Source organism: Paenarthrobacter sp., from assembly GCF_031180005.1.
Classification (GTDB): domain Bacteria; phylum Actinomycetota; class Actinomycetes; order Actinomycetales; family Micrococcaceae; genus Arthrobacter.
In genome coordinates, this window is record NZ_JAPSHI010000015.1 from 11,454 (window position 1) to 33,401 (window position 21,948).

Here is a 21,948-nt window from a genome sequence, read left to right on the forward strand (position 1 = left end):
CCTGGTTACACTTTCTCCCGCCGACATTTCATTCTCGTTACAAACTTGAAAAGTAAATTCGCGTTGATTATTTCCTTGCCGTGACGTTTTGCGTGTCGCCCCGAAAAGGCTTGCGCGCATCAGGGATGCGCCTTCAGAGTGGCACCATGAAGCGAAGACTCATGCCCCTGACGATGCTCGTCGCCGGCTTGACCATCGCAGCTACCCTCATAGCTCCGGAACCGTCAGCACTGGCAGCCGCGAGTATGCCCGCGCCCGGAGCAATGGTCTGGAGCGACGAGTTCAATGGCCCCGCCGGCACGGCACCGGACCGCGGGAAATGGACTCACGACACCGGAGGATCCGGCTGGGGCAACGGCGAACTGCAGTACTACACCAACAGCATGAATAATGCTGCAGCAGATGGTCAGGGAAACATGGCCATCACTGCCCGCAGGGAAAATCCTGCCGGATATGAGTGCCACTACGGGACGTGCCAGTACACCTCCGCGCGCCTCCTGACCGCCGGCAAGTTCAGTCGAACACAAGGCCGGTTCGAAGCCCGACTCAAACTGCCCAAGGGGCAAGGCATGTGGCCCGCCTTCTGGATGCTCGGCGACAACGTCTTCACCGAAGGTTGGCCCGCCAGCGGCGAACTCGACGTCATGGAAAACGTTGGCAGGGAACCTGGAACGGTCTGGGGAAGCATCCACGGCCCCGGCTACTCCGGGGCCAACGCCTCCAACGCCAGCTACACCCTGCCCGACGATAAAGCTCTGGGCGATGCTTTCCACACGTTCACGGTGGACTGGGGGCCTGAATCCATTACTTGGTACATCGACGGAATTCCCTACTCACAAAAGACCAAGGCCACTACCCCCGGTCCGTGGGTGTTCGACCACGACTTCTTCCTCCTGCTGAACCTTGCCGTGGGCGGCTACTGGCCGGGAGCGCCGGATTCGGGCACGGCGCTTCCTCAGACCCTGCTGGTTGATTATGTCCGTGTCTATGAGCTTGCTTCGGTTCCGGCGACGCCTTCCTCTGCACCCGGCACCCGTATTCAGGGCTATGCCGGCAAGTGCATTGATGTGGCCGATCGGCAGGCGGCTGACGGCGCAAAACTGCAACTGTGGGACTGCGACACAGCGGCGTCAGAGCTGTGGACCTTCGCCGCCAACGGCACCATCCAGTCATTGGGCAAGTGCATGGACGTGGCGTGGGGATCGACGGCCAACGGTGCACAAGTCCAACTCACCAGTTGCAATGGCAGTCCGGCGCAGCAATTCGTCCTGAACAATGCCGGGGATCTGGTGAACCCGCAGGCGGACAAATGCGTGGACGTGACTGACTGGAATTCATCCAACGGTGCGGGGCTGCAGTTGTGGGATTGCGCCGGTTCCACCAACCAAAAGTGGTGGCGGATGGCGTAGAAAACGTCCGACGGCGGCGCGCATCTTGCGGTGTCCGGCGGCTATTGCTGGGGCGGCTGGGGAGCTTCCTGGAGTAGCGGGCCGGGCTGGCAGGTGCGCGCAGCCGTCGCGGCGGCTGTTGGCCGGACCTGGCTGGCTTTCAGTGGCCAGGTCCGGCCCTTTTGTTGAGCTTTATGCTGGACTATGGAGCCGGCTGGCAGCGCGGACAGAAGTAGATGTCCCGTTCTTCTGTGCCGTCCGGGCCTGCAAGGAGGCCGCGGCGTACAGCAGTGCCGCAGCGCCTGCAGGGTTGGCGTTCCCGGCCGTACACCCAATACCCGGGGCGCATGGCGCGCGGCCCCAGGGTGGTCCTCCGCCCGGGACCCAGGTTTTCGCCGAGGAGCCGTTTGGCGTCGTTGACGGTCTTGGCAAGGTCAGGGACGTCCCCTACAAGCAGGGCAGGGTGAATGCCGGACAAGAAGCACGCCTCGCATCGATAGATATTGCCAATGCCCGCAAGTTTCCGCTGGTCCAGCAAAGCGAATCCCACGGTGACCTCCGGTTCGGTGCGAAGCCTGCGCAGCGCTTCTTCCTCGTCCCAGTCGGGGCCGAGCAAGTCCGGCCCGAGGTGTCCGACGATTTTGTCTTCCTCAGCTGTGGGTACGACTTCCAGGATGCCCAGCGAGAATCCGACGGCGTCCGCGGAGTCCGTGCGGAGCACGCACCGGGCAGTGTGGCCAGGTTTGGTCCAGCGACCACCCGGTGGGTAGATCATCCAGTTCCCTTCCATTTTGAGATGGGAGTGGATGGTCAGGGCCCGGGGTTTCCTGCTGGCGCCGGGTTCCTCGTCAGCAGGTCCAGTCAGGCGCATGAGCAGGTGCTTTCCCCTGGGGACAACCTCGGCCATGGTCCAGCCCGCCAGGTTCAGGGTGGCAAATCGCGGCACGCGGAAGTCGGAGGTCTTGATGGTCTTCCCAGCCAATGCCTCGTGCAGCCGTGACGCGGCCCGCCAAATGGAATCGCCTTCAGGCACGGATGCGGAGTCCCTTCGGAGTGGAGTAGGCGCCGGCGGCCGCGAGGGCCACAGCAATCGGGGTTTCCAGGAGGTCGTGGCCGTTGACTTTCTCCATGAAGAGTTTGTCCACGGCCCCACGGCGCACCACGTCCACCAACGCTTGGGCAGCAACTGTCAGCACGGCTTCGTCCTGGCTGAAGGTGAGCAGCGTCTTGCCGCCGCGTTCGACGTAAAGGACCAATGCGCCGTCGACCATTACCACCAGCGCTCCGGCCTTGCGCCCTGGCCGGTGCCCGGATCCGGCGTCGACCGAGAGCGCAGGCCAAGGAAGGGCAGCGCCATAAGGATTGGCGGGGTCAGTCGCGGCAAGTGCGAGCGCGGAGGGCTCGGCTTTGGAGATGCGGGCGTCCTCGGTGAAGGACCTGAGCCGGTCAACCGTGGCGGGGACGGCGAACTGGGCGGCCCCCAAATGCTCGATGAAGTAGCCGCGGCGGCAACGCCCGGCTTCCTCCAATCGGGCCAGCACTTTATACATGAGCCCGAATCCACCGATGATGTTTTCCGCCATGACCGAACCACGCGTCACCACGCCGTAGCGGTCCAACAGAAGCTCAGCCGTACCGCGGGCGTGGATGGTTGGGTCCAGCTCCGGCGCGGGAAGCGCCGACCATCGGCCAACTGCCGAGGGCGGGGCAGGCGCAATGCCACCTGTTACCGAGCCGTAGCGACCACCTGTTAGCCCCGGCGAGCCCAGAAGGCCCGTCCCGTGGGAACGGCCAAGCCTGCTCATGCGCGGTGCCCGGGCCCGCGGTGCCTTGGCGACCTGCCGGTGCGCGGTTTTCCCGCCGGCGATCATGGCCCTCACGGGAGCGAAAGTATCACCTGTGACGCGGCCGGCCCAGACGAGGTCCCAGAGGGCAGACACCACGGCGTCGTCGCTCAGCACCGCGTCCATCCCACCAGCCACATCCGTCAGTTGCCGGAAAAAGTAGCCACCGCCTGCGCTGAAATGTTCCAAGAGCCGCTGCTGGGCATCGCCGGGTTCGAATTCAGGGTCCGGGTTGAGCGTCAGCTCAGCGGAATCGGCTACGTGGAGGCTGATCCAGCCGTCATTGCCGGGCAGCGATCCTGCGCCGGACCAAAGGAGTTCGCCGGCGGCCATGAGTTCGTCCAGCATGGCCGGTTTGTAGTCAGCCACCCTGCCCGCGAGTACCAAGGGCTCCCAAGCGGATGCCGGGATGGGCACTCCGGACAGTTGGTCCACCGCCGTGATGATGCCGTCCAACCCCCTCAACGCCTGGCTTCGGGACTTACCCGGCGAGGTCACGTTCTGCCATGCCGGCAGGAACCGGCCGTAGGCTGCGGTGTCCACGGGCTCCACTTCGGCCCGCAACGCAGCGAGCGAGCGACGCCGCAGTCTCCGCAGGACCTCGGCATCGCACCACTCGCTGGACGGCGGGGCGTCCACGCTCATAAGCTCCGAGTCGGCGGCCTGCAAAGGCTGCTCTGCGACGGCGTGTGGTCGGAATTCGCCTTCCACAACCCGACCATCGCCAGCCAGGCGCTTCAGGGCAGTATTGACCACCGCGACGCCCAATCCCAGCCTCACCGCAGCTTCGGCGGCCGTGAACGGGCCGTGGGTGCGCGCGTACCGGGAAACGAGGTCGCCCAAGGGATCGTGAACGGGTTCAATGAACGCGAGCGGCACGCCCATGGGCAGCGGAACACCGATGGCGTCCCGGAGCCGTGCCGCGTCCTCAATTGCCGCAAAACGCTCGACGCCGCCGATGGTTACCTTGAGGGCGCGGTTGGCTTTCTGCAGTGCAGTGAGGTGGGACCCGGCGTCCATGATGCTGCCATGTGGAGTCGCCGGGGTCTTTTCGAGGTCGTCCACTCCCTGGAGCTCACTTTGCTCCAGTCCTTGGAGCCGCTCAGCTACTTCTTCAACACTGAGCGGACCGAGCAGCCTCAGTAGATCCGCGACGCCTTCCATGCCACGAACCCGTCGGTCCGGGGCGAGGCGCTGCAGTTCCAACTCCGTTGAATCGATGACGGCGGCGTCCAGGAGTTCGCGCAGTTCCACGCGGCCCAGGAGTTCGTTAAGGAGTGTGGAGTCGAGGGCGAGGGCAGCTGCCCGGCGCTCCGCCAAGGGTGAGTCGCCCTCGTAAAGGAACTGTGCAACGTAACCGAACAACAGGGATTTCGCGAAAGGGGAGGGCTGCTGCGTGGTGGTCTCCACGATCCTCAGTTCCCTTCGCACCACGGAAGCCGCGATGTCTTTGAGTGCGGGCAGATCGTAAACATCCTGCAAGCATTCCCGGACTGTTTCGAGCACGATGGGGAACGAGGGATACTTCCGGGCGACATCCAGCAACTGGGCGGAGCGCTGGCGTTGCTGCCACAGCGGCTGGCGCTTGGCCGGATTCTGCCGAGGGAGAAGCAACGCACGGGCTGCACATTCGCGGAACCGGGATGCGAACAGGGCGCTGCCGCCTACTTCCGCGGTGACGATTTGTTCGAGTTCCTCCGGGTCGAAGAGAAAGAGCTCAGCGCCGGGTGGCTCGTCTTCCATCATGGGCACGCGCAGCACGATCCCGTCATCCGCAGCCATCGCCGATCCGTCCAAGCCGTATCGCTGCTGAAGTCGTTGCCCTACAGCGAGTGCCCAGGGGGCGTGAACGGGCATGCCGAACGGGCTGTGGAGGACTACCCGCCAGTCGCCGAGTTCGTCGTGGAAGCGTTCCACCACCAGGGTTCGGTCGCTGGGGACAATTTCCGTGGCTTCCTTTTGCTCACGGAGGTACTGGATCAGGTTGCTTGCGGCGAAGGCATCCAATCCGCTGGCCTGGCAACGTTCCATGGCCGGGGCTTCGTCTGCGGCCGAGAGTTCCCGAATGAAGGCCCCCAGCGCGCGGCCCAGATCTACGGGCCTGCCGAGGGAATCGCCCTTCCAGAAGGGAAGCTTGCCGGGTTGCCCAAAGGCGGGGGACACCAGCACACGGTCATGGGTGATGTCCTCGATCTTCCAACTGGTGGCACCAAGGGCGAAGACATCACCCACCCGGGATTCGTAGACCATTTCTTCGTCGAGCTCACCAACGCGGCGTCCTCCCTTGGCGGCACGGGCCGAGGCGGTCGGTTCACTCCCGTCCCCACTGCTGGGGGAAGCTGAGCCCTCGACTTCCGTACCGATGATGTACACGCCGAACAATCCCCTGTCCGGGATCGTTCCACCGGAAGTCACTGCCAAGCGCTGGGCACCGGGCCTGCCTTCGATGGTCCCGGCGTGCCGGTCCCAGACGATGCGGGGCCGTAGTTCAGCGAACTCGTCCGAAGGATACCTTCCGGCAAGGAGGTCCAGCGTGGCTTCGAAAGCCGAGCGTGGCAGGCTCGCAAAGGGTGCAGACCGACGGACAGTGCTGAACCAGTCCTCGACGTCAATGCTGCCCAAGGCGGTAGCCGCCACTGTTTGCTGAGCCAGGATATCGAGCGGGTTCGCCGGAATGCTCAGGCGTTCAATCTGCCCACTCAGCATGCGCTCAACGGTGACGCTGGTGTGCAGGAGATCTGCGCGGTGCTTGGGAAAGAGCACGCCTTCGGAGATCTCGCCGACCTGGTGCCCGGCACGCCCGACGCGCTGCAACCCACTGGCCACGGACGGGGGTGACTCCACTTGGACCACCAGATCCACGGCGCCCATATCAATGCCGAGCTCCAGCGACGAGGTTGCCACAACGCAGCGGAGCCTGCCGGACTTGAGATCGTCCTCGATCATGGCCCGTTGGTCCTTGGAAACCGAACCATGGTGCGCCCGAGCCAGCACAGGATCGGCTCCGGCAGTGCTTCCGGCCTGCGCCATCATGTGCGCCGGGGTTGCCGTGGAGGCCGGGATTCCGGGGTTGGCTTCGGTCGCCTCGGGAGCCGCCCACTCGCTACCGCCCACCGCCATCAACTGGCGTTCAGCGTAGATCTCGTTGAGTCGGGCTGTGAGACGTTCCGCCAAGCGACGGGAATTGGCAAAGACAATGGTGGACTGCTTGGACAGGACCAGATCCACGATCTGTTCTTCCACATGCGGCCAGATGGAAGCCTGGGGTTGCAGGCCCGATGCCGGCCCGGAATCGAATGCTCCCGCAGCGCCCTGCAGATCCGACATGTCCTCAACGGGGACTGTGACCGTGAGGTTCCAGTTCTTCTTGGATGGCGGAGCGACAATTTCCACTGGGGCTTGCCCTGCCAGGAACTGGGCTACCAACTCTCGCGGCTGGACTGTGGCGGAGAGCCCGATGCGCTGGGCGGGCTTTGGAAGCAGGGCGTCCAGGCGCTCCAGGGAAACGGCCAGGTGCGCGCCGCGTTTGGTGCCGGCTACGGCATGCACTTCGTCGATGATGATGGTGTCCACTTCGCTGAGCGTTTCCCGTGCACGGGACGTCAGCATGAGGAATAGGGATTCCGGGGTGGTGATGAGGATATCCGGCGGGTTGGTCAAGAGCGTGCGGCGATCTGCCGCCGTCGTATCTCCTGAACGCACGCCGACTGTCACAAGCGGCGCGGGAAGCCCTAAACGTTTGGCGGTTTGGGTGATGCCGATCAGGGGTGCGCGGAGGTTTCGCTCCACATCCACACCCAGGGCCTTCAACGGCGAGATATAGAGGACGCGCGTCTTGGTTTTGGGGCGCTTCGCCCGCCCCTTGCCATTGGCCGGCACGGTCTCCAGTCCCGGCAGCGTGTCACTGGGCTTGGAATGCAGGCGATCGAGGGCCCAGAGAAAAGCAGCAAGTGTCTTGCCGGAACCAGTAGGAGCCACGACCAGCGCATGAGAACCAGAAGAAATCGCGTTCCATGCCCCATCCTGCGCGGGTGTTGGCTCGGAAAAAGCGCCTAGGAACCATTCCCTGGTTGCCTGGCTGAATCGGCTGATGGCGCCATCCGACGCCTGCGGCTCCTGCATTCCTCCATCATGCCCCACGGCTCCGACAGAATAAGCCGGAGCCGTGGGGAGACGGTCAGACTGCCTGGAATGCTGTGATGGTCAGGAGCTTAATACCGGCGTTGCTGCACGCATCATGTGTCTCAGGGATGAAAAGCGACGCGGTGTCGTTCGGCGGGTAGATCCGGAAACCGGCGGCGGGCACCTTGGTGCAGTCGCCGTAGTTGCCGGCTTGGGTGTAGCGGATTTCGGCCCACGCCGACTTTCCCGGGGCCAGTTCAATCTTGGTCACCGGAGTTGTGGTTTCGCGGGTTGCGGGTTCGCCGATTGGTTCACCATTGGCGTCGGCAGTCAGGGAGACGCCGGCGAAGCCTTCCAGGACACAAGGGGCTGCGCCGGTGTTGGTCAGAATCAGCTTCTCGTAGACGCTACCGGCCGCACCGCCGCCGGTCGGGTCGGTTACGGCGCTGAGGGACGCGGCCTTGCACAGCGCGGGTGCAGCGGGTGCCGCAGACGTTGCTGTCGCCGACGGTGAGGGCGTCGTCGTGGCCGTGGCAGAAGGAGAGCTTGACGTCGCCGAGGCCGACGGCGTCGAGGAGGTTGGCGGGGCACTGCTGGTTCCCGACGGGCTGGGGCTTGGCCCACAAGCAGCAAGAAGCAGCAGCGCAGCGGCTGCCGTCGTCGTCACAAGACCGGTTTTGATGCGCTGAGTCCACATGGGCACCAGCTTTGTTCCGGCCGTGATGCGAGTCAATTCAGCCACGGTTGGAAGCACGGATTGGCGCCCGGATTGTGATCTTCCGGGCACCAATCCGATGTCAACTACTTCGTGTCGGCTTTGGCCACTGCCGGCTTGGCAGAGCGGCTGCGGAAGAACGCAGCGCCGCCCAAGCCCAAGCCCGCTATGCCCGCGATCAGGCCGGCCCAGCTGCGCGCCTGCGACCCGTCGTCAGTTACGGCGGAGGCCGGCTCGGTGGATTCCGTCGTCGCAGCGTCGTGGTCGCCTGCGGCATCTGCCGGAGTGATGGTGACCGACGGTGCGGGAGCCTTCAGATCGTGCGGGTCCTGGCCTTCCTTGGCGATTTCGGACCAGTCGGTCTGGCCCTGTTCGCAGGTCTGCAGCGTGGGGAAGTAGATGGTCTTGCCCGCCGCGTCCGGGAGCTTGACCGACAAAACCAGGGCGTCACGCAGGTGCGCGTCCAAAGGGGCCTTTGCCGTGTACACGATCTGGCTTGTGCGCTTGGTGATGGAGGTGCCGTCATCCAGCTTCTTGGGCTCCGCGAGGGTCTCCGTGACCTTCTCCACGGTCCAGTTGGGGTTGACCGTCGGCTGGGCGTCGTTCAGTTCCTCGGGGAGTGAAATGGCAACTTTGGTGGTGCCGAAGGTGTCGCAACCGTGAGGGATTCCGAAGGTCACCAGCGCGTACGAATTGGCCGCGGTCTTGTTCGGATCGGCCGAAACGTGCGCGGATGCTCCGGCCAGGCCGGCCATCATCAGGACAGCGGTTCCACCGGCGACGGCGGTTGCGGACAGGGTGCGGCGAGTCGAGGTTTTCATGGGAATTGCCTTTCGGGGGCGCCGGCTATATTCGGCGCGGGGTACGGGTATGGAGCCCGTCACCATGCAAAGGTTTTGCTGTTGCGCGCTCGATTTGTGGCGCGCAGGTGCCGGGCGGAACTAGGAAAGTACGACGACGGCGGGCGGGCCGCGGCGACTGTCTTGCCTAAGGTTCCGCCAAGGGCGGGGGATGAAGACGTAGGGTGCCCCTACTGCGGCAGGCGAGGCACCGGCGTCGGGCCTGAACACCAACGAGGGCAGGGCGAGCAGAGGCCGCAGCCAGGCAGCGAGCTGCCACAATGCATCTTCACCCTTTGCCAGGACGACGGCAGACGCAATGGTGGCCAGGACGTGGCCCACAAACATCATGGTGCCAAAGGCTGTGCCGAGCTCATGGGTGTGGGTCGCCGCAATGTCCAGCCCGGGGCTGAACGCTTCGCCGGCGAGGTGGTGGTTGGTTCCCTGCTTGCTGGCGGCTATCGGGCTCAAAGCCGTGAAGGCTTCGTGAAGTGCCAACTGTCCGGCGCCCAGGAGTCCCGTCAGGGTGAGAAAGTTCAGCTTGAACCGGGTGGCGAGTGTGGCAGCCAGAGCCGTCAGCGCAACGAGCGCCAGCAGGACCGGTGCGCTGGGAAGTTCTCCGCCACCCACGAGGTGGGCCACTGCAGCGAGGAGAACCACCACAATCGAGATGGCGGCCGACCGCAACGCATGAAAGGGCACCCGGGACTGCGATGTGCGCACGGGCCCCTCCCTCATCTGTTGCTGCTTGATTATCGGCGTCTTGATTCTATCGGGAGTTCGGTGCCGGGCAGGACCCGGATGCGTGCCTATGTGGATAGCTCCGCTTAACGCCTCGAGGAGCGAACGAAAGTTGGCTTCGGTGGCTCGGGCACATTCGCTGCGGACCCGGAACGTCGACGGCGGAGCTCAAGTTTCAGGCTTTCCTCACCGCGAGCCATGGCCCAGTGATGATTGGCAGAGAAGGCCGGTTTGAAGAGCCAACTCAAACGGCGAAGCAAGGGCTTGGTGGCACTGACCCGCCAGTCGTAGGTGATGACGACCTCCGGACCGTCAGTCTCGAATGTCCAGCGGCCAGTGCCGTTGAGGTCACCTTCGGCTGTGAGCGCAAAGCCGTCGAGGGTCACGGGGTCGGTAATGGTGAGTCGCCAACGCAAGGTGTACGGGAGCCAGCCCTTGGTATGAAGGTCAAAGCATGCACCAACTCCATCCGGTCCGCCTTGGGCTACGGGCGTGACCGTGAGGTAGACGGAGGGCCACCACTGTTTGAGAGCCGCGGCGTCGCCCAGGACGTCCACTACTTCCTCGCGTGTGCCCGCCACCCGCCACACCGTGACGAACGCGTAGTCGGTGCTTTTCTGTGTGCGCTTTGCCATTGCTGCCTCCGCGGTCCGTGGGGGTTCCGAGGGTGTCTTACGGCATCCGGGCTCAATCTACGCCTGCCTTCGCCGAAGGGTTAGGTCTCGCGGCTTTGGATTTGCGAAAGTGCTGAGATCCCGCCCCTCAAACGTCCTGGCAGCCGGGTTTCATTAGCCCGGTCGTGTTCAATCTAATCTTCTCCCACCCTGTAAAATCCGAATTACCGTGCATATGCCGGTGCTTTGGGGAGCAACTTTGGGGGCGTTAGACAGGCTAGCGTCGCAGTTTTAGCTCGCACTCATTGCCAGAGCATAAAGGCAACCCACTCGCATCAAACCCACTTGTGTTTAGCCGCGCCTAAAAGCGCGGCGTTTGAAAGGACCCTCATGAGTCAAGATCAGCCTGGCTACACGCCACCACCCGTGCCCCAGGGCTACCAGCCCCCCGCACCCCAGGGGTACCAGCCGCCGCCGGCGTACGGTCAGCAGCCGCAGGAGGGTTTCCAGCAGCCGTACGGCCAGCCTTTCCAACCGCCACAGGGATTCGCGCAGCAATACGAAGCTCCATCCACGCCGCCCAAGTCCTTCCTTGTGACGTGGCTCCTGGCATTGCTGGTGGGCGTCCTCGGCGTTGACCGCTTCTACCTTGGCAAGATCGGCACCGGTATTGCCAAGCTTCTTACCTTTGGTGGCCTCGGAATTTGGGCATTGGTGGACCTCATCCTGGTTCTGGCCAACAAGCAGACTGATAAGTATCGTCGCCCGCTGGAGGGCTACGACCGGCACAAGCTGGTCGCCCTCATCGTTTCCGCTGTAGTGATCCTTGCCAGCATCGCGTTCAACGTAAGCCAGGGCATCGCAACAACCGCAGCCCTCACTGCCCCGGTAACTGCTCCGTCTGTTGAACCTGTCACCAAGTCAACCCCGACGCCCGCACCTGCGGACGATGTGGAAACCAACAGCCGTGGAAACCTCGTGATGGCCTTTGGCGATATCGGTACCATCAGTGACGGCAAGAGCGGCGACGTCCACACCAAGTTCACCGTCAACAGCATCACGCCGGTCACTTGCACCGAACCGTATGCTCGTCCCTCCGAGAATGGCAACGTGGTGGCGGTTGATATCACTGTTGAGACCACGCCTGAGTTGGCTCAGTCTGCCTACCCGAAGTTCACCTTGAGCGGTTTCGACTTCAAGTACATTGCAGCCAACGGCACCACCTTCAATGGCTCCCTTGCCAGTATCGCGACGTATTCGTGCATTCCTGACGCAGAGCAGTTCCCCAGCGCTGGCATGGGACCCGGCGAGAAAGTCACCGGAAAAGTTGTGCTGGACGTGCCAGCGGCCACCGGGCTTCTGGTTTTCGAGTCCGGCCTCAAGGGTGGCTTTGAGTACAAGTTCTAATCTCGTGCGCTGAGGGCCAGGATCTCAGCTCTTAGCACTTGGCGGAATCACTCCGTCATTGCAAGAGATCCACCGGAACAAGTCCGCTGATGGCTGCGTATCAGATCAATCTCGCTCTGATATGCAGCCATCAGCGGACCACACGGTACACGCCAGATGGCGCTACATCCCAGCGTCCAACGGCAGTTAACTACCAAGCTCGCGACATGCCGGATTCGGCCGACGTCGCGAGGCGCCATGCCCCGGGGACGTAGCGCTCGAAGGCCACTCCGACCACATCGTTACGGTCAGCAGGCGGTAGGGCAAGGCGTCCGAATTGTGAGATGTTTGCCGCTCCGCCGCTGTCGAGCAAAACGGCGTCGCAACACCCCGCTTCGAGGAGTGCCGTCGTCATATCCGCTGAGGTTGCGCCCAAGATGTCAAAACCAGGCTCGATGGAGCGAGGCTCACAGCCCTCGGCAACGAGCACGCACACGTCTCCCGCAGGAGTAAGTCCGACGGCGGCCCTGCCACGCGGCTCGTCCACAATCTTCTCAACTGTCAGAGCCACTGGCGGTACAGCCTCGTGGCCGAACTCCTCTGTCGGGCGGTACACCTCGTGCCCGTCGGCAACCTCACGGGCGACGTCGATGGGTTCAGAGCCGCGAAGCACGGTGGGCCCCACTTGAGTACCTGATAAGACGCGGGAACCAGCCAGTTCGAGGTCATAAATTACCCAAGCACTGTCTCCAACCTCCTCAAACAAACGCTTGGCAGATGGAACTGGAACGAGAAGGACGAGCCCATTGGCGGGGCAGGGTGAGCTCTGGCGACTAATCTGGACCACTTGGCGCCCGTACAGTGTCAGCCCGACGAAACCCGGGGGCACTGGGACGGCGGCGTCAGCACCCCGTGTCCGTGTAAGGATGTGAACCTCGCCTGCAGCGGCGGCGAGGCAGTCAACTGAACGAACACACCGGCAGACAGCCCTTTCGCCATGGATGACAAGTCCCCCGGGGAGGGTGATGGTGAGGTCACACACGTCCACCTGACTTATGATCATTTTGTCCCTGCCGGAGGCATCCAGCACCCTCAGCAGCGCCGAGCGTGAGGCCGTGGGCGGCGACGTAATCACGCCGTCAACCACCTCCAGTCCGATCGGGTCGCCGCTACTGGCAAATCCGTCGGCGAACTCTTCCTCCAGCCAGATGTAGTAGCCGCTGTTGAAGCACAGGCCGTAGCTGGCCCCGAACTCCGAAATCCGCCCCAGCCGACTACTGACAGGCACCGCGCAGGAGACCTCCGGATCCCGCCTGTCCGGACTCCGAAAATCATGGCGCCCCGATGGTACAAGCGCCCAGCGGCGCTGGGCGACCAGCGATGCTGTGACGGCAGCAATATTGGGAACGTTGCTTGTTGGTACACCACCTTCCTCCAGGAGATCGCCTCCGGCGGCAGCCGAAAGCAGTTGTTGTCGCAGACGGACCTGGGGAGCAATCCAGGTCGAATCGTCGATTTCAACCAGGGCAGTGTCCCGTGTGCTGGTCCACCCCAAAACACTACGACGCTGAGGAGCCTGTCGACCGAAGAACGCAAGCTCCCCGGCAATCTCTGCGGTGACACCGCGCTGCTTGGGTGACCAAGCCTGCACGTACGCCAAGTCGGCTACGTCCGCCGCCGAAACACGCCCCAGCCAGGCAGAGCCAACCGTCATTGCGCCAAGAGCCGGTGCTGAAGGGCTGCGAAGCTGAGCGCTGTAAACGTGTGAGGCTCATTCTGCATCATCTCTATCAGCGCTTCCTGATCGATCCATTGCACTTCACGAGATCCGTCGCCAGTCGAGTGGGGCAACCCGGAGGCCAGGACGTCCACAATCGCCAGGAGTGAGGGATACGGCCCCTGGAGCATCTGTACCAGCTGAATCGCTTCGCTGACCTGTACTCTGTCCCCCAGCAGCTCGTGGTCGGTCTGGCTGACCTGCACCTCCACCTCGCTGAGGCCGGTTTCTTCCTCCACCTCACGCTCGGCGCATGCGGCCAAAGGCTCGAAGGCGCGCCATTTACCGCCCGGCAACTCCCAACGTCCGCTGTTTACCGGATCTGATTCGGGCTTCCACCGTTGCTGCAGCAGGATGCGACTTGGGTTGTGGCGGTCGCGAACCAGCGCATAGACGTTGGTGAGTACTAGCTGCTCAACCATGATTTCTCCATTTCGTTCCGATGTACCTGTGCAGAAGTAGATCTCTCAGACGGACCTGTCCAGAGGGCAACCAGACCATGGCGTCAGGCCCATAACCACAAAGCAGCTCGCGACACAGGCCGCAGGGCGGCATGATCTCCACATCGCGGGTCTCCTCCGGACGAGGATGACGCACCGTCATCATGGCGACGGGTTTGGCCCCACGGGCAATGGTTTGTGCCAGTGCACCATTCTCGGCACAAGTCGATGCACGACCCACCTCAGCCTCTACGTGAACGCCGGTGGCCAACTCCCCGTCATCGCCGAGCATCGCGCATCCGAGTTGATGCCGCGATGGCCGGTAAACACCCGTGATTGCCGCGCTCGCCTCTCTGTAGAGAGTTCGTCCGAGCTCTTTCAGAGCTACCGCCCCGGCCTGAGCCGGATACGGAGCAGCGGGCAAGTCTCTCAGCAGAGTCTCGGCGCTGGCCTCGAGATCTGCGAGCGATCCAGCAGTGTCCACATAGAGGTCGGCGGTAGGTTCCTGAGCTTTGAGCTCCACGCCCGCCGAGTCCGGATTCTCCGTTAGATCATCACGGGCCTGCAAGCGGGCAAGCCTAAGTTCTTCTGGTGCCCGCACCAGCACTACGGTGAAGCCGGCGTCGCGCAACTCATCCAAGTCCACAGGTCGGGCATCGCTTATGACAACCGATCGTTCGCTCGAGAGTGCCTGTAACCAGTCCGCTCGTTCAATCACCCGCCGCGTTAGTGCCTGTGGATCGCGCTGACGGATGTGCCCGCCCAGGAAGGACAGCAGCTCACCGTCCTGTCCGAGCTCGTGATGAGGAACACCCATCCGATCGAAAAGCGCAGCCTGTGCGGCATAGAGCGGTCTCGCCATACTGAGCTGCAACCAGTGACCATCCGTTGCCTTCAAAGCGGCGGCCAAAGAGGTTTTTCCCGCTCCCGGCCGCCCTACCAGAGCAACTCTTGCGGTCATGAGGCCCGGGCCACGAATACGACGTTCACCTTGGACAACCGAAAGAACCCCTGCTGGTCGATAATCTCCTCGACCCGCCGTTGCACGTCGAGGAACAGTGCTGTGAACTGCTCCTCGCTGACGCTATCCCCGGCGACCTTCTCCAAACCTGCGTACCGGTGACCCGAGGCATAGAACTCCATGAAGGGCCGTGCTTCGTCGAAGCGTAACCAGTCCTCATAGGGGTGCTCAGCCACGTGGGGAAACTCCTGCTCCAGTATGGCCCTGCCGTTATGCGGTGACAGGGTGCCGCGTCGGCCTTTCGGCGCACGCTCGATAACGTCTGCGGGAATGCCCACCGCGTGCATCGCCTCTTCATGCAGCTGGTACATTTCGGGCATCGAGTCCAGACCCTCAACAGTCACTACGGTCAGCCCGTCCTCGGCGGTGGCCCTTCGCAACTGGCTCACCATCTGAGCCGGGTTATCAATGTAGTGAAAGAGGAAATTGGCCATGACGCAGTCGAACTGCGTCTCGATCAGGGTATCCAATTGCCGGGCGTCGCCATTGATGTAATCCACCGGAACCCAAGTGAAGTTCACATTCTCCTTCGCGACGTTGAGGATCTCCGCCGACTGGTCTATAGCTGTGATATTCCCGGGATAGCGCATTCGCGAAGCGACATCCCGCAAGACAAATCCGTTGCCGCACCCGACGTCGAGGACCGCCTCAGTACCGTCGAGATCAAGACAGGCCAAGGTATGGTCCACAAGGGTACGGGGGTTGGTTCGGTAGCGATTATGCGTCAACTGCTGGATCGCCAGTGGTTGATCGGTGCTGAAATGGCTGCGGAGGTAGTCATCTCCCAGCACAGACATCCAGTAACGGGCACGTTCCTCATTGTCAACGGTTTGATTTGTCATCAACGGTGTTCTCCTCGGTTCCTGTTGTGGTGAAATCGCGGTAGGCCTGTGAGGCCATTGGCGCTTTGGCAAGGCTGTATTTGCCGTCGTAAAGTTCGATCCTTCCTCTCGGGACCCAATAGGTGACTTGTGCAATCCGCATGTGGGGGTACACGCGCAGCGGCAGAACCGAGTGCAGTTGAAAGGTGGTAGGACCGTGCGATCCCAGGTCGATCAGATCAGCTGTCACGTGGACGAACAGGCCAAGGCGAGCGATGCTTGATTTTGCTCGTACTATCGGCACGTAATGGTCGCTGCCGACGTGCTCGATGCTGCCACCCAGGTAGATGCGGTCCGGCTGCAGGACCACGCCGTCAGGGCCGATTGTGATCTTGTCCACCGGGTTATCCTGCGCAACATCAAGCAGTCGGTCGCGATACACGAGGAGCTGAGGTGCCAATCGCAAGTCGTAGCTGTTGGGATTGACTTGGTTCGCCGCAAAGGGCGCAATTCGAATCGTCCCGTCGCGTACTTCCTGCTCGATCGCAGGTCCTGTGAGAATCATCGGTCGAACGCCTTCCTCATCGTGGTGGCCGAGGGCACAGTGGGCGGGGACAACGTCCCTAGAAGTCCCTCGTACAGGGACACGTCTCCGAGTGGAACCCAGAACGAGACCTGCCCACACGCCATCCCTGGATACACACGCAGAGGTTGAACGACGGTGATCTCGAGAGTCCACTGGTGTGACGCGCCTAGGTTGCCCAGGTCTGCAGACAGTTGCAGATACATCCCAAGTCGGCCAAGGCTGGATCGACCGATCAGTGAAGGGACGTAACAAGAACTCCCGATGCGTTCTACGGTGTTGCCAATGTAGAGCTGCCGCGGCTGTAGAACCAGACCCTCTGCAGGAATGACGACTTCCTCGGGCGACGGCGGACGCAGGGAGTCGTGAACACCCGGCGGGTAGACGCGCAATGTCGGGCCTAGGTGGTAGTTGTAGCTGTTCGGGTTCAGCATCGCAGATTCGAAGGGGGAGATAGTGATATTGCCTCCCTCTACTTGGGTGCGGATCTCGTTGGCGGTGAGAATCATGAGGTGAGCCTCCGTTGAATGCTCCGACCAACGGCGTAGACGCCCATCACAGACAGCGCTGAGGCTCCGACGATGACGGCCACGCGTGCCGTGTCACCCCAACCGCTGGTAAGTATGAATGCGAAGAGAGATGAGATCAGAGCTCGGAGCAAGATGGCGTCGGCAACATAGCGCGTCTCCCGGCCCTCGGCTTGGTCGGCCTCGGAAGCAGCGGCCATAAACTGACCGTAGAGCGTGGCAGACCCCAGCCCGAGCAGAAGTGCTCCCGCGACGAAAGCGACGGTGCTGCCCCCGAGCAGCCATGTCAACGCTCCGAGGCTGAGTACTAAGAAGGTTCCGCCAGCCCGCATCCATGCGCTTATCCGGATTGCCCAGACGCTATCAGCGGCCAGCGCCGTTGCCAGAGCGGCGGCCACCGCCAGCGCAGCCGACGTAGAAGCGAGGGTCCCCGCCGCGCCCCCCGCCTCCCGCACAATTAGAGGTAAGACGGTTCGTAGTGGATCGGCAAATGCGGCAAGTACGAGCAAAGCGAGCAGCGGCAGCGACCGAACACTTATCAGCAAACCTCCTTGGTTCGGTTTCCAAGAGTCGTCTGCGTTGGTTCGCGCGGGGCTGGCCTTCGCGCACTGTGATTCCTCCGGCAACGTGGCCGCGGTAAGGGGGTACCGTCGTGTACCCCAACCGACGACGGCGGCCGCCGCCGCATTCGTTGCCATGTTCAGGCATGGCAGCAACCAGAGGAGTGAAGCGCTGCTGACGAAGATCGAGCCGACCAGGGGCCCGACAGCCGCCGCGAACTGGAACGCCGCGCTGTCGGCCATCAGACGCCGTGATCGTCCTGCCGGGTCGCCTCCCCACCGGGCCACAATTGTGACCCAAGATGGCCCGTTCAGGCCGCCCGCAAAAGTCGTGATACCGGCGAGCACCACAATGCCGACAGCATCATGAAAGCTGGGTTCGGGCGTTGCCTTCCCGGCGATCCAAACTCCAAGGCCAGCCAATCCGAGCCCCTCGAGCAGGAGCAGCAAGAGAGTGCTGCGCCGCAGTCCGAGCCAGTTAACGACCAGCGGATTGAGCCGGGTGCCGAGCATGAGTGTGGCCAGGAATACGCCTTGATTCACTCCGAGGAGGAGAGTGGGTAGCGAGGGCGTGCTTAAGAGCCAGATGGCAATAAACGTGTTCGTGCTGGTGCAGACGTTCGATGCAGCCTGCGTGATCACCAAGGGCGCAAAGCCGCGGTCGCGAATCTTCATCGTTTGAGGGCGAGCAGCTGACGGGCCAACTTTCCGCCTAGTTGCTCTTCAATGCTCAGATCTGGATCGCCGTAGGTAAGCACCCAGTTTGGATGGTCCTCGGGACCGGTACCAGGTACGTTCTCAGTGCAATCAAGACCAAGAAGGTCTGGGTAGTAGATGCTGACGAGCTCTGGTCGTGAGGAGAACGCAAAAGTATAGATCGAGAGCAGCGCGTTCTCGACATCACTGTTTGGTCCAACCCCAAACTCGGCGAGGTCGCTGAATCGCTGCTTCTCCGCCTGCGTGAGGTCCCTTCCCAACCGACCCATGCTGTCCAGGAGGCGTAAATCCTCGCCGGTGATGAAACAGGCCGTGGAACTCGTGTCGTGGAAGGCAATCAGCAACATCGATTGCTCACGGCCTTCGGTGGTGAGACCCGTCCGTAGCGATCCGTCACTGCCGCGGGTCCACCAAACTACATCGGTGCCGTACACGCCACTCTCAGCAAGCACTTCGCGCAAACCGTCTGGAACATTGCCGAGATCCTCCCCGACCACCAACTTTCCCCGGTCAACAAGCTCGCGGATGGATTCCATTTGGGCCCCAACATCGAAGCGGACGTAGGTCCCGGCCCCGTCCGGGAGGCGTGCCCACAGTCGTTGTATTCCCAACACGTGGTCTATGCGGACGCCCCCGACCGGTACCACGGCGGTGGCTAAAGCCAACGTCTGAGCGCAGGGACGGTGTTGATCACCATGCGGCACGGGAAAGGCGAGTCGCCAATTCTGACCATCTGGAACGTAGTCGTCCGGTGGGGTACCGATGCTCAATGTACGGGAATAGCACCCAGGGAAAACTTCGTGGTCGATCCCGTCTTGAGAGGCACCAACCTGAAGATCTGCAATAATTCCGATATCCATGCCGGCCGCGCGGAGCTCCTCGTGAGCAGCAGTGAGTTGACCCAGGACAACGTGCTGTAACCAAACCAGGAATTCGACGTGTTGCTTTTCGTCAAGCGTGCCGAAGTAGTGTTCAGCGACACCTCTTTCTTGTAGGTACTGCACGAGTGCGAAGGCCAGCATGCCATCCGATGAGTGTGGATCAATCCCGGATACCGGGGCCTCGTAATGCGCAAAGATGAGTCGCAATGCCTCGGCCTTGAGTTTCAATACATCCAAGTCATCGCGACTTGCCGCGGAGCCTGCGCTTAGTTGAGCACCGCGGCGGCATAGCTCCTTGCGGTCAGCTGGCGGGATTGAGGACCATCCGGCCACGGTCGTCACCTCAACATGCAGCAGGCTATACAGCAGGCGACTCACCGGTGAGTAGGGAGAAGGATCAAGTCCACCATCAGGAAGTATCGACTCCCAGTTGGTAGGGCCGATGGCCACGAAGTCGGCGCCATGCGTGACCACCTCCTGTCCCAGACGAACGAGAGATCCGTAGTCGCCGATTCCCCACGTGGAATCGTCAACGAGGGGAGCCAACTGCAGGTGCACACCCCATCGTCGACGTCGTGCCAATGGAGGGTCGTCAGCTTTGGGCCCCAAGTCAAAGGGCGTGATGTCACTACAGGCATCATTGAGCAATTGGCTTACGGTGTGCTGCACCGCAACGGGTACCTCGACTTGATCACCGTAGCGGTTCTCATATTCCCTCTGTACCGCGGATTCAGGAATCACCAGTGAGTCTCCGTCCAATTCGCGGGCCAGGCATGATGCCGACGGCGTGACGAACAGTAAGGGGCGGTGTGCGAATCCACATAGACGGGAAGAACTGCCGTTGCACCAGCTCTCGCTTTAAGCCGGTGTGGTCCCTCACGCCTATCATGTCGCTCCTACCCGTTGACGAAAGCCATGAAACCCTTCTGAGGAAGGCTAGGAGAGCTTTACTGGGTTAGTCAATGGAATTGACTAACTTTTGATATGACACTCTCATATCCAAAAAAGCATGTACACTTCGGCTCCCTGATCCCCGTTGCGAGTGGCGGGACAGAACGGTAAACCGTGACGAGGAAATCAAGGCTGGGGTGCGGAGAGCGCGTCTCTGGCCGTGTCGCTCGCAGTCAAGGCGCTACTCACGCCCGGCATTAGGAGTGGCGTTTGCCGACTGGCTGCTGGACCTGATTACGGCAAAGCAAAAGGCCCTGCCTCCCTCATAAACAAAGGGAAGCAGGGCCTTTCTCATTGGCGGTGACGGTGGGATTTGAACCCACGTTGGCTTTTACACCAAACAACATTTCGAGTGTTGCACCTTCGGCCGCTCGGACACGTCACCAACTGAAATAGGGTACCGGAGTTCAGCCCGGTTCCCCAAAACGAGGCCCCGCGGACCAAGGGGAAGAACAAGCCAAAACACAGCCAACTTCCGTCAGCAGCCCCCCACCGATAGATTCGTAAGCACCATGACTATCTCGCGCGAACAAGAACACGAAGCCCAGGCCTATTGGGTCACGGAGACGGGCAGTGGCGAGCTGCGCCCGGAGGCCCTGCCAGCAACGCAAGAAGGAGAAGTGCTGGTCAGGACCCTGTACTCGGGGGTCAGCCGCGGCACTGAGCGTGTTGTCCACGAGGGCCGCGTTCCGGAGCGAGTGGCTGACCTGATGCAGGCGCCGCACCAGGAAGGCGACTTCCCGGGCCCGGTCAAATATGGCTACCTGAACGTCGGCATTGTTGAAGAAGGCCCGGACGAATGGCGAGGAAAAACCGTCTTCAGCCTTCACCCGCACCAAGACTTCTATGTGCTCCCCACCAGCCACCTCACCGCAATCCCTGAGGGCGTACCAGCACGTCGGGCTGTGCTCACCGGCATAGTTGAGGTGGCCATCAATGCCCTTTGGGAAGCCGGACCGAGGCTGGGCGACCGCGTCGCCGTCGTCGGTGGTGGCTTGGTGGGTGGCGTCCTGGCGACGCTCCTCCGGAAGTATCCACTCGGTCGACTGCAACTGGTTGACGCGGATCCGGAGAAGCGAAACCTCGCCGAAAAGCTCAGCATCGAATTCGCCCTCCCGGAGGAAGCGAAGGACGACAACGACATCGTCTTCCACTGTTCCGCCTCCAATGAGGGCCTCAAATTGAGCCTCCAGCTGGCCGGCGACGACTCCGATGTCATCGAACTTTCCTGGTTCGCCGACAAGGAAGTCACCCTGCCGCTCGGCGAGGACTTCCACGCCCGCAGGCTGAACATCCGCTCGAGCCAGGTGGGTGCTGTCGCCCTACCCAGACGGCACCGGCGAACCAACGCCCAGCGCTTGGAACACGCCGCACTCGAACTGCGGGATCCGCTGTTCGACACTTTCCTGACCAGCGAATGCCTGTTCCGGAACCTGCCCACCACACTCACACAATTGTTCGAACGGCCCGGCGGTTTCTGCCATGTGGTCGCCTACCCAAACTCGGAGGATTAATTCATGTTCAGCCTGACCGTCCGACGCCACTTCATGGTCGCCCACAGCCTTCCCCGGGAAGCCTTCGGCCCAGCCCAGGGCCTCCACGGTGCCACGTTCGTTGCTGAAGTCACCTTCCGCCGGCCCAACCTCAACGACGACGCAATCGTCCTGGACATAGGTGCCGCTGGCGGCATCCTTGAGGAAGTGCTCGCCGACCTGAACTACAAGAACCTCGACGAACACCCCGCCTTCAAGGGCAAGCTCTCCACGACGGAGGCTCTCGCGAAGCACATCGCCGACGCCATGGCCGCCCAAATCCAGGACACGGCGGACGGTCCGGCCCTCACTGGCATTGACGTCGTCCTCCGCGAGAACCCCGACGCCTGGGCTGGCTACTCGCTGGAGCTCCCGGTCAAGTAAGTGCCCATCCGCTTCCTGGTCCCGGGGAATGTCCGGCACGGCTCCGGCGGCAACAAGTACAACGCCAAGCTCGCCGAGCATCTGACTGCCCTCGGCGTCAACGTT

The 21,948-nt window shown here is 62.2% G+C and carries 18 protein-coding genes and 1 tRNA gene; 4 read left to right on the top strand and 15 right to left on the bottom strand.

Going from position 1 to position 21,948, the window contains the following annotated elements; translation table 11 throughout:
• Nucleotides 1-146: 146 nt before the first annotated feature.
• Nucleotides 147-1,409: a ricin-type beta-trefoil lectin domain protein gene (locus RIF72_RS12280; RefSeq protein ID WP_309075163.1), complete on the top strand. Its 1,263-nt coding sequence runs from the start codon at nucleotides 147-149 to the stop codon at nucleotides 1,407-1,409.
• 181 nt (nucleotides 1,410-1,590) lie between these two features.
• Here the strand turns inward: RIF72_RS12280 and RIF72_RS12285 are convergent, their stop codons facing one another.
• From RIF72_RS12285 to RIF72_RS12310, 6 genes are all read right to left on the bottom strand, one after another.
• Entirely contained in the window at nucleotides 1,591-2,421 is an 831-nt protein-coding gene (locus RIF72_RS12285; protein ID WP_309075164.1) for a DNA-formamidopyrimidine glycosylase family protein, read from the bottom strand.
• A complete protein-coding gene (locus tag RIF72_RS12290) occupies nucleotides 2,414-7,354 on the bottom strand; it encodes an ATP-dependent helicase (protein WP_309075165.1) in 4,941 nt (1,646 codons plus the stop codon). Before RIF72_RS12290 ends, RIF72_RS12285 begins: the two co-directional genes overlap by 8 nt.
• Before the next feature lie 55 nt (nucleotides 7,355-7,409).
• Complete coding sequence (locus RIF72_RS12295) at nucleotides 7,410-8,051, bottom strand: DUF4232 domain-containing protein (protein ID WP_309075238.1); 642 nt, start codon at nucleotides 8,049-8,051, stop codon at nucleotides 7,410-7,412.
• 104 nt (nucleotides 8,052-8,155) lie between these two features.
• Complete coding sequence (locus RIF72_RS12300) at nucleotides 8,156-8,890, bottom strand: YcnI family protein (RefSeq protein ID WP_309075166.1); 735 nt, start codon at nucleotides 8,888-8,890, stop codon at nucleotides 8,156-8,158.
• 120 nt (nucleotides 8,891-9,010) lie between these two features.
• On the bottom strand, nucleotides 9,011-9,631 hold the full coding sequence (locus RIF72_RS12305; RefSeq protein WP_309075167.1) for a hypothetical protein: 621 nt from the start codon (nucleotides 9,629-9,631) through the stop codon (nucleotides 9,011-9,013).
• A gap of 104 nt (nucleotides 9,632-9,735) precedes the next feature.
• The gene (locus RIF72_RS12310) at nucleotides 9,736-10,284 is read right to left on the bottom strand and encodes an SRPBCC family protein (protein WP_309075168.1); all 549 of its coding nucleotides are present in this window, start codon (nucleotides 10,282-10,284) and stop codon (nucleotides 9,736-9,738) included.
• 369 nt (nucleotides 10,285-10,653) lie between these two features.
• On the opposite strand from RIF72_RS12310, the gene RIF72_RS12315 reads away from it, so the two are divergent.
• The gene (locus RIF72_RS12315; protein ID WP_309075169.1) at nucleotides 10,654-11,670 is read left to right on the top strand and encodes an NINE protein; all 1,017 of its coding nucleotides are present in this window, start codon (nucleotides 10,654-10,656) and stop codon (nucleotides 11,668-11,670) included.
• A 190-nt stretch (nucleotides 11,671-11,860) separates the two neighbouring features.
• Here RIF72_RS12315 and RIF72_RS12320 read toward each other — a convergent pair whose 3' ends face one another.
• The 9 genes from RIF72_RS12320 to RIF72_RS12360 form a co-directional block, all read right to left on the bottom strand.
• Nucleotides 11,861-13,363 (bottom strand): hypothetical protein, encoded by a 1,503-nt coding sequence (locus RIF72_RS12320; protein WP_309075170.1) that lies wholly within the window; start codon nucleotides 13,361-13,363, stop codon nucleotides 11,861-11,863.
• Entirely contained in the window at nucleotides 13,360-13,848 is a 489-nt protein-coding gene (locus tag RIF72_RS12325; protein ID WP_309075171.1) for an NUDIX domain-containing protein, read from the bottom strand. The genes RIF72_RS12320 and RIF72_RS12325 overlap by 4 nt, the downstream gene beginning before the upstream one ends.
• Nucleotides 13,841-14,827, bottom strand: a complete 987-nt coding sequence (locus tag RIF72_RS12330; RefSeq protein ID WP_309075172.1) for a hypothetical protein — start codon at nucleotides 14,825-14,827, stop codon at nucleotides 13,841-13,843. The genes RIF72_RS12325 and RIF72_RS12330 overlap by 8 nt, the downstream gene beginning before the upstream one ends.
• Nucleotides 14,824-15,729, bottom strand: coding sequence for a methyltransferase domain-containing protein (locus RIF72_RS12335; protein WP_309075173.1), 906 nt, complete (start codon nucleotides 15,727-15,729; stop codon nucleotides 14,824-14,826). Before RIF72_RS12335 ends, RIF72_RS12330 begins: the two co-directional genes overlap by 4 nt.
• Nucleotides 15,710-16,273 (bottom strand): dCTP deaminase, encoded by a 564-nt coding sequence (locus RIF72_RS12340; protein ID WP_309075174.1) that lies wholly within the window; start codon nucleotides 16,271-16,273, stop codon nucleotides 15,710-15,712. The genes RIF72_RS12335 and RIF72_RS12340 overlap by 20 nt, the downstream gene beginning before the upstream one ends.
• Complete coding sequence (locus RIF72_RS12345) at nucleotides 16,270-16,800, bottom strand: deoxycytidine deaminase (RefSeq protein WP_309075175.1); 531 nt, start codon at nucleotides 16,798-16,800, stop codon at nucleotides 16,270-16,272. Before RIF72_RS12345 ends, RIF72_RS12340 begins: the two co-directional genes overlap by 4 nt.
• On the bottom strand, nucleotides 16,797-18,053 hold the full coding sequence (locus RIF72_RS12350) for a hypothetical protein (protein ID WP_309075176.1): 1,257 nt from the start codon (nucleotides 18,051-18,053) through the stop codon (nucleotides 16,797-16,799). Before RIF72_RS12350 ends, RIF72_RS12345 begins: the two co-directional genes overlap by 4 nt.
• Nucleotides 18,050-19,717: a 4-alpha-glucanotransferase gene (locus RIF72_RS12355; protein ID WP_309075177.1), complete on the bottom strand. Its 1,668-nt coding sequence runs from the start codon at nucleotides 19,715-19,717 to the stop codon at nucleotides 18,050-18,052. Before RIF72_RS12355 ends, RIF72_RS12350 begins: the two co-directional genes overlap by 4 nt.
• A gap of 505 nt (nucleotides 19,718-20,222) precedes the next feature.
• A tRNA-Ser gene (locus tag RIF72_RS12360) sits at nucleotides 20,223-20,312 on the bottom strand.
• Between the two features lie 127 nt (nucleotides 20,313-20,439).
• Between RIF72_RS12360 and RIF72_RS12365 the strand changes: the two genes are divergently transcribed.
• Together RIF72_RS12365 and RIF72_RS12370 are read left to right on the top strand one after the other, a co-directional pair.
• Nucleotides 20,440-21,441 (top strand): zinc-binding alcohol dehydrogenase, encoded by a 1,002-nt coding sequence (locus RIF72_RS12365; RefSeq protein WP_309075178.1) that lies wholly within the window; start codon nucleotides 20,440-20,442, stop codon nucleotides 21,439-21,441.
• Nucleotides 21,442-21,444: 3 nt separating this feature from the next.
• Complete coding sequence (locus RIF72_RS12370; RefSeq protein ID WP_309075179.1) at nucleotides 21,445-21,843, top strand: 6-carboxytetrahydropterin synthase; 399 nt, start codon at nucleotides 21,445-21,447, stop codon at nucleotides 21,841-21,843.
• Nucleotides 21,844-21,948: the final 105 nt, after the last annotated feature.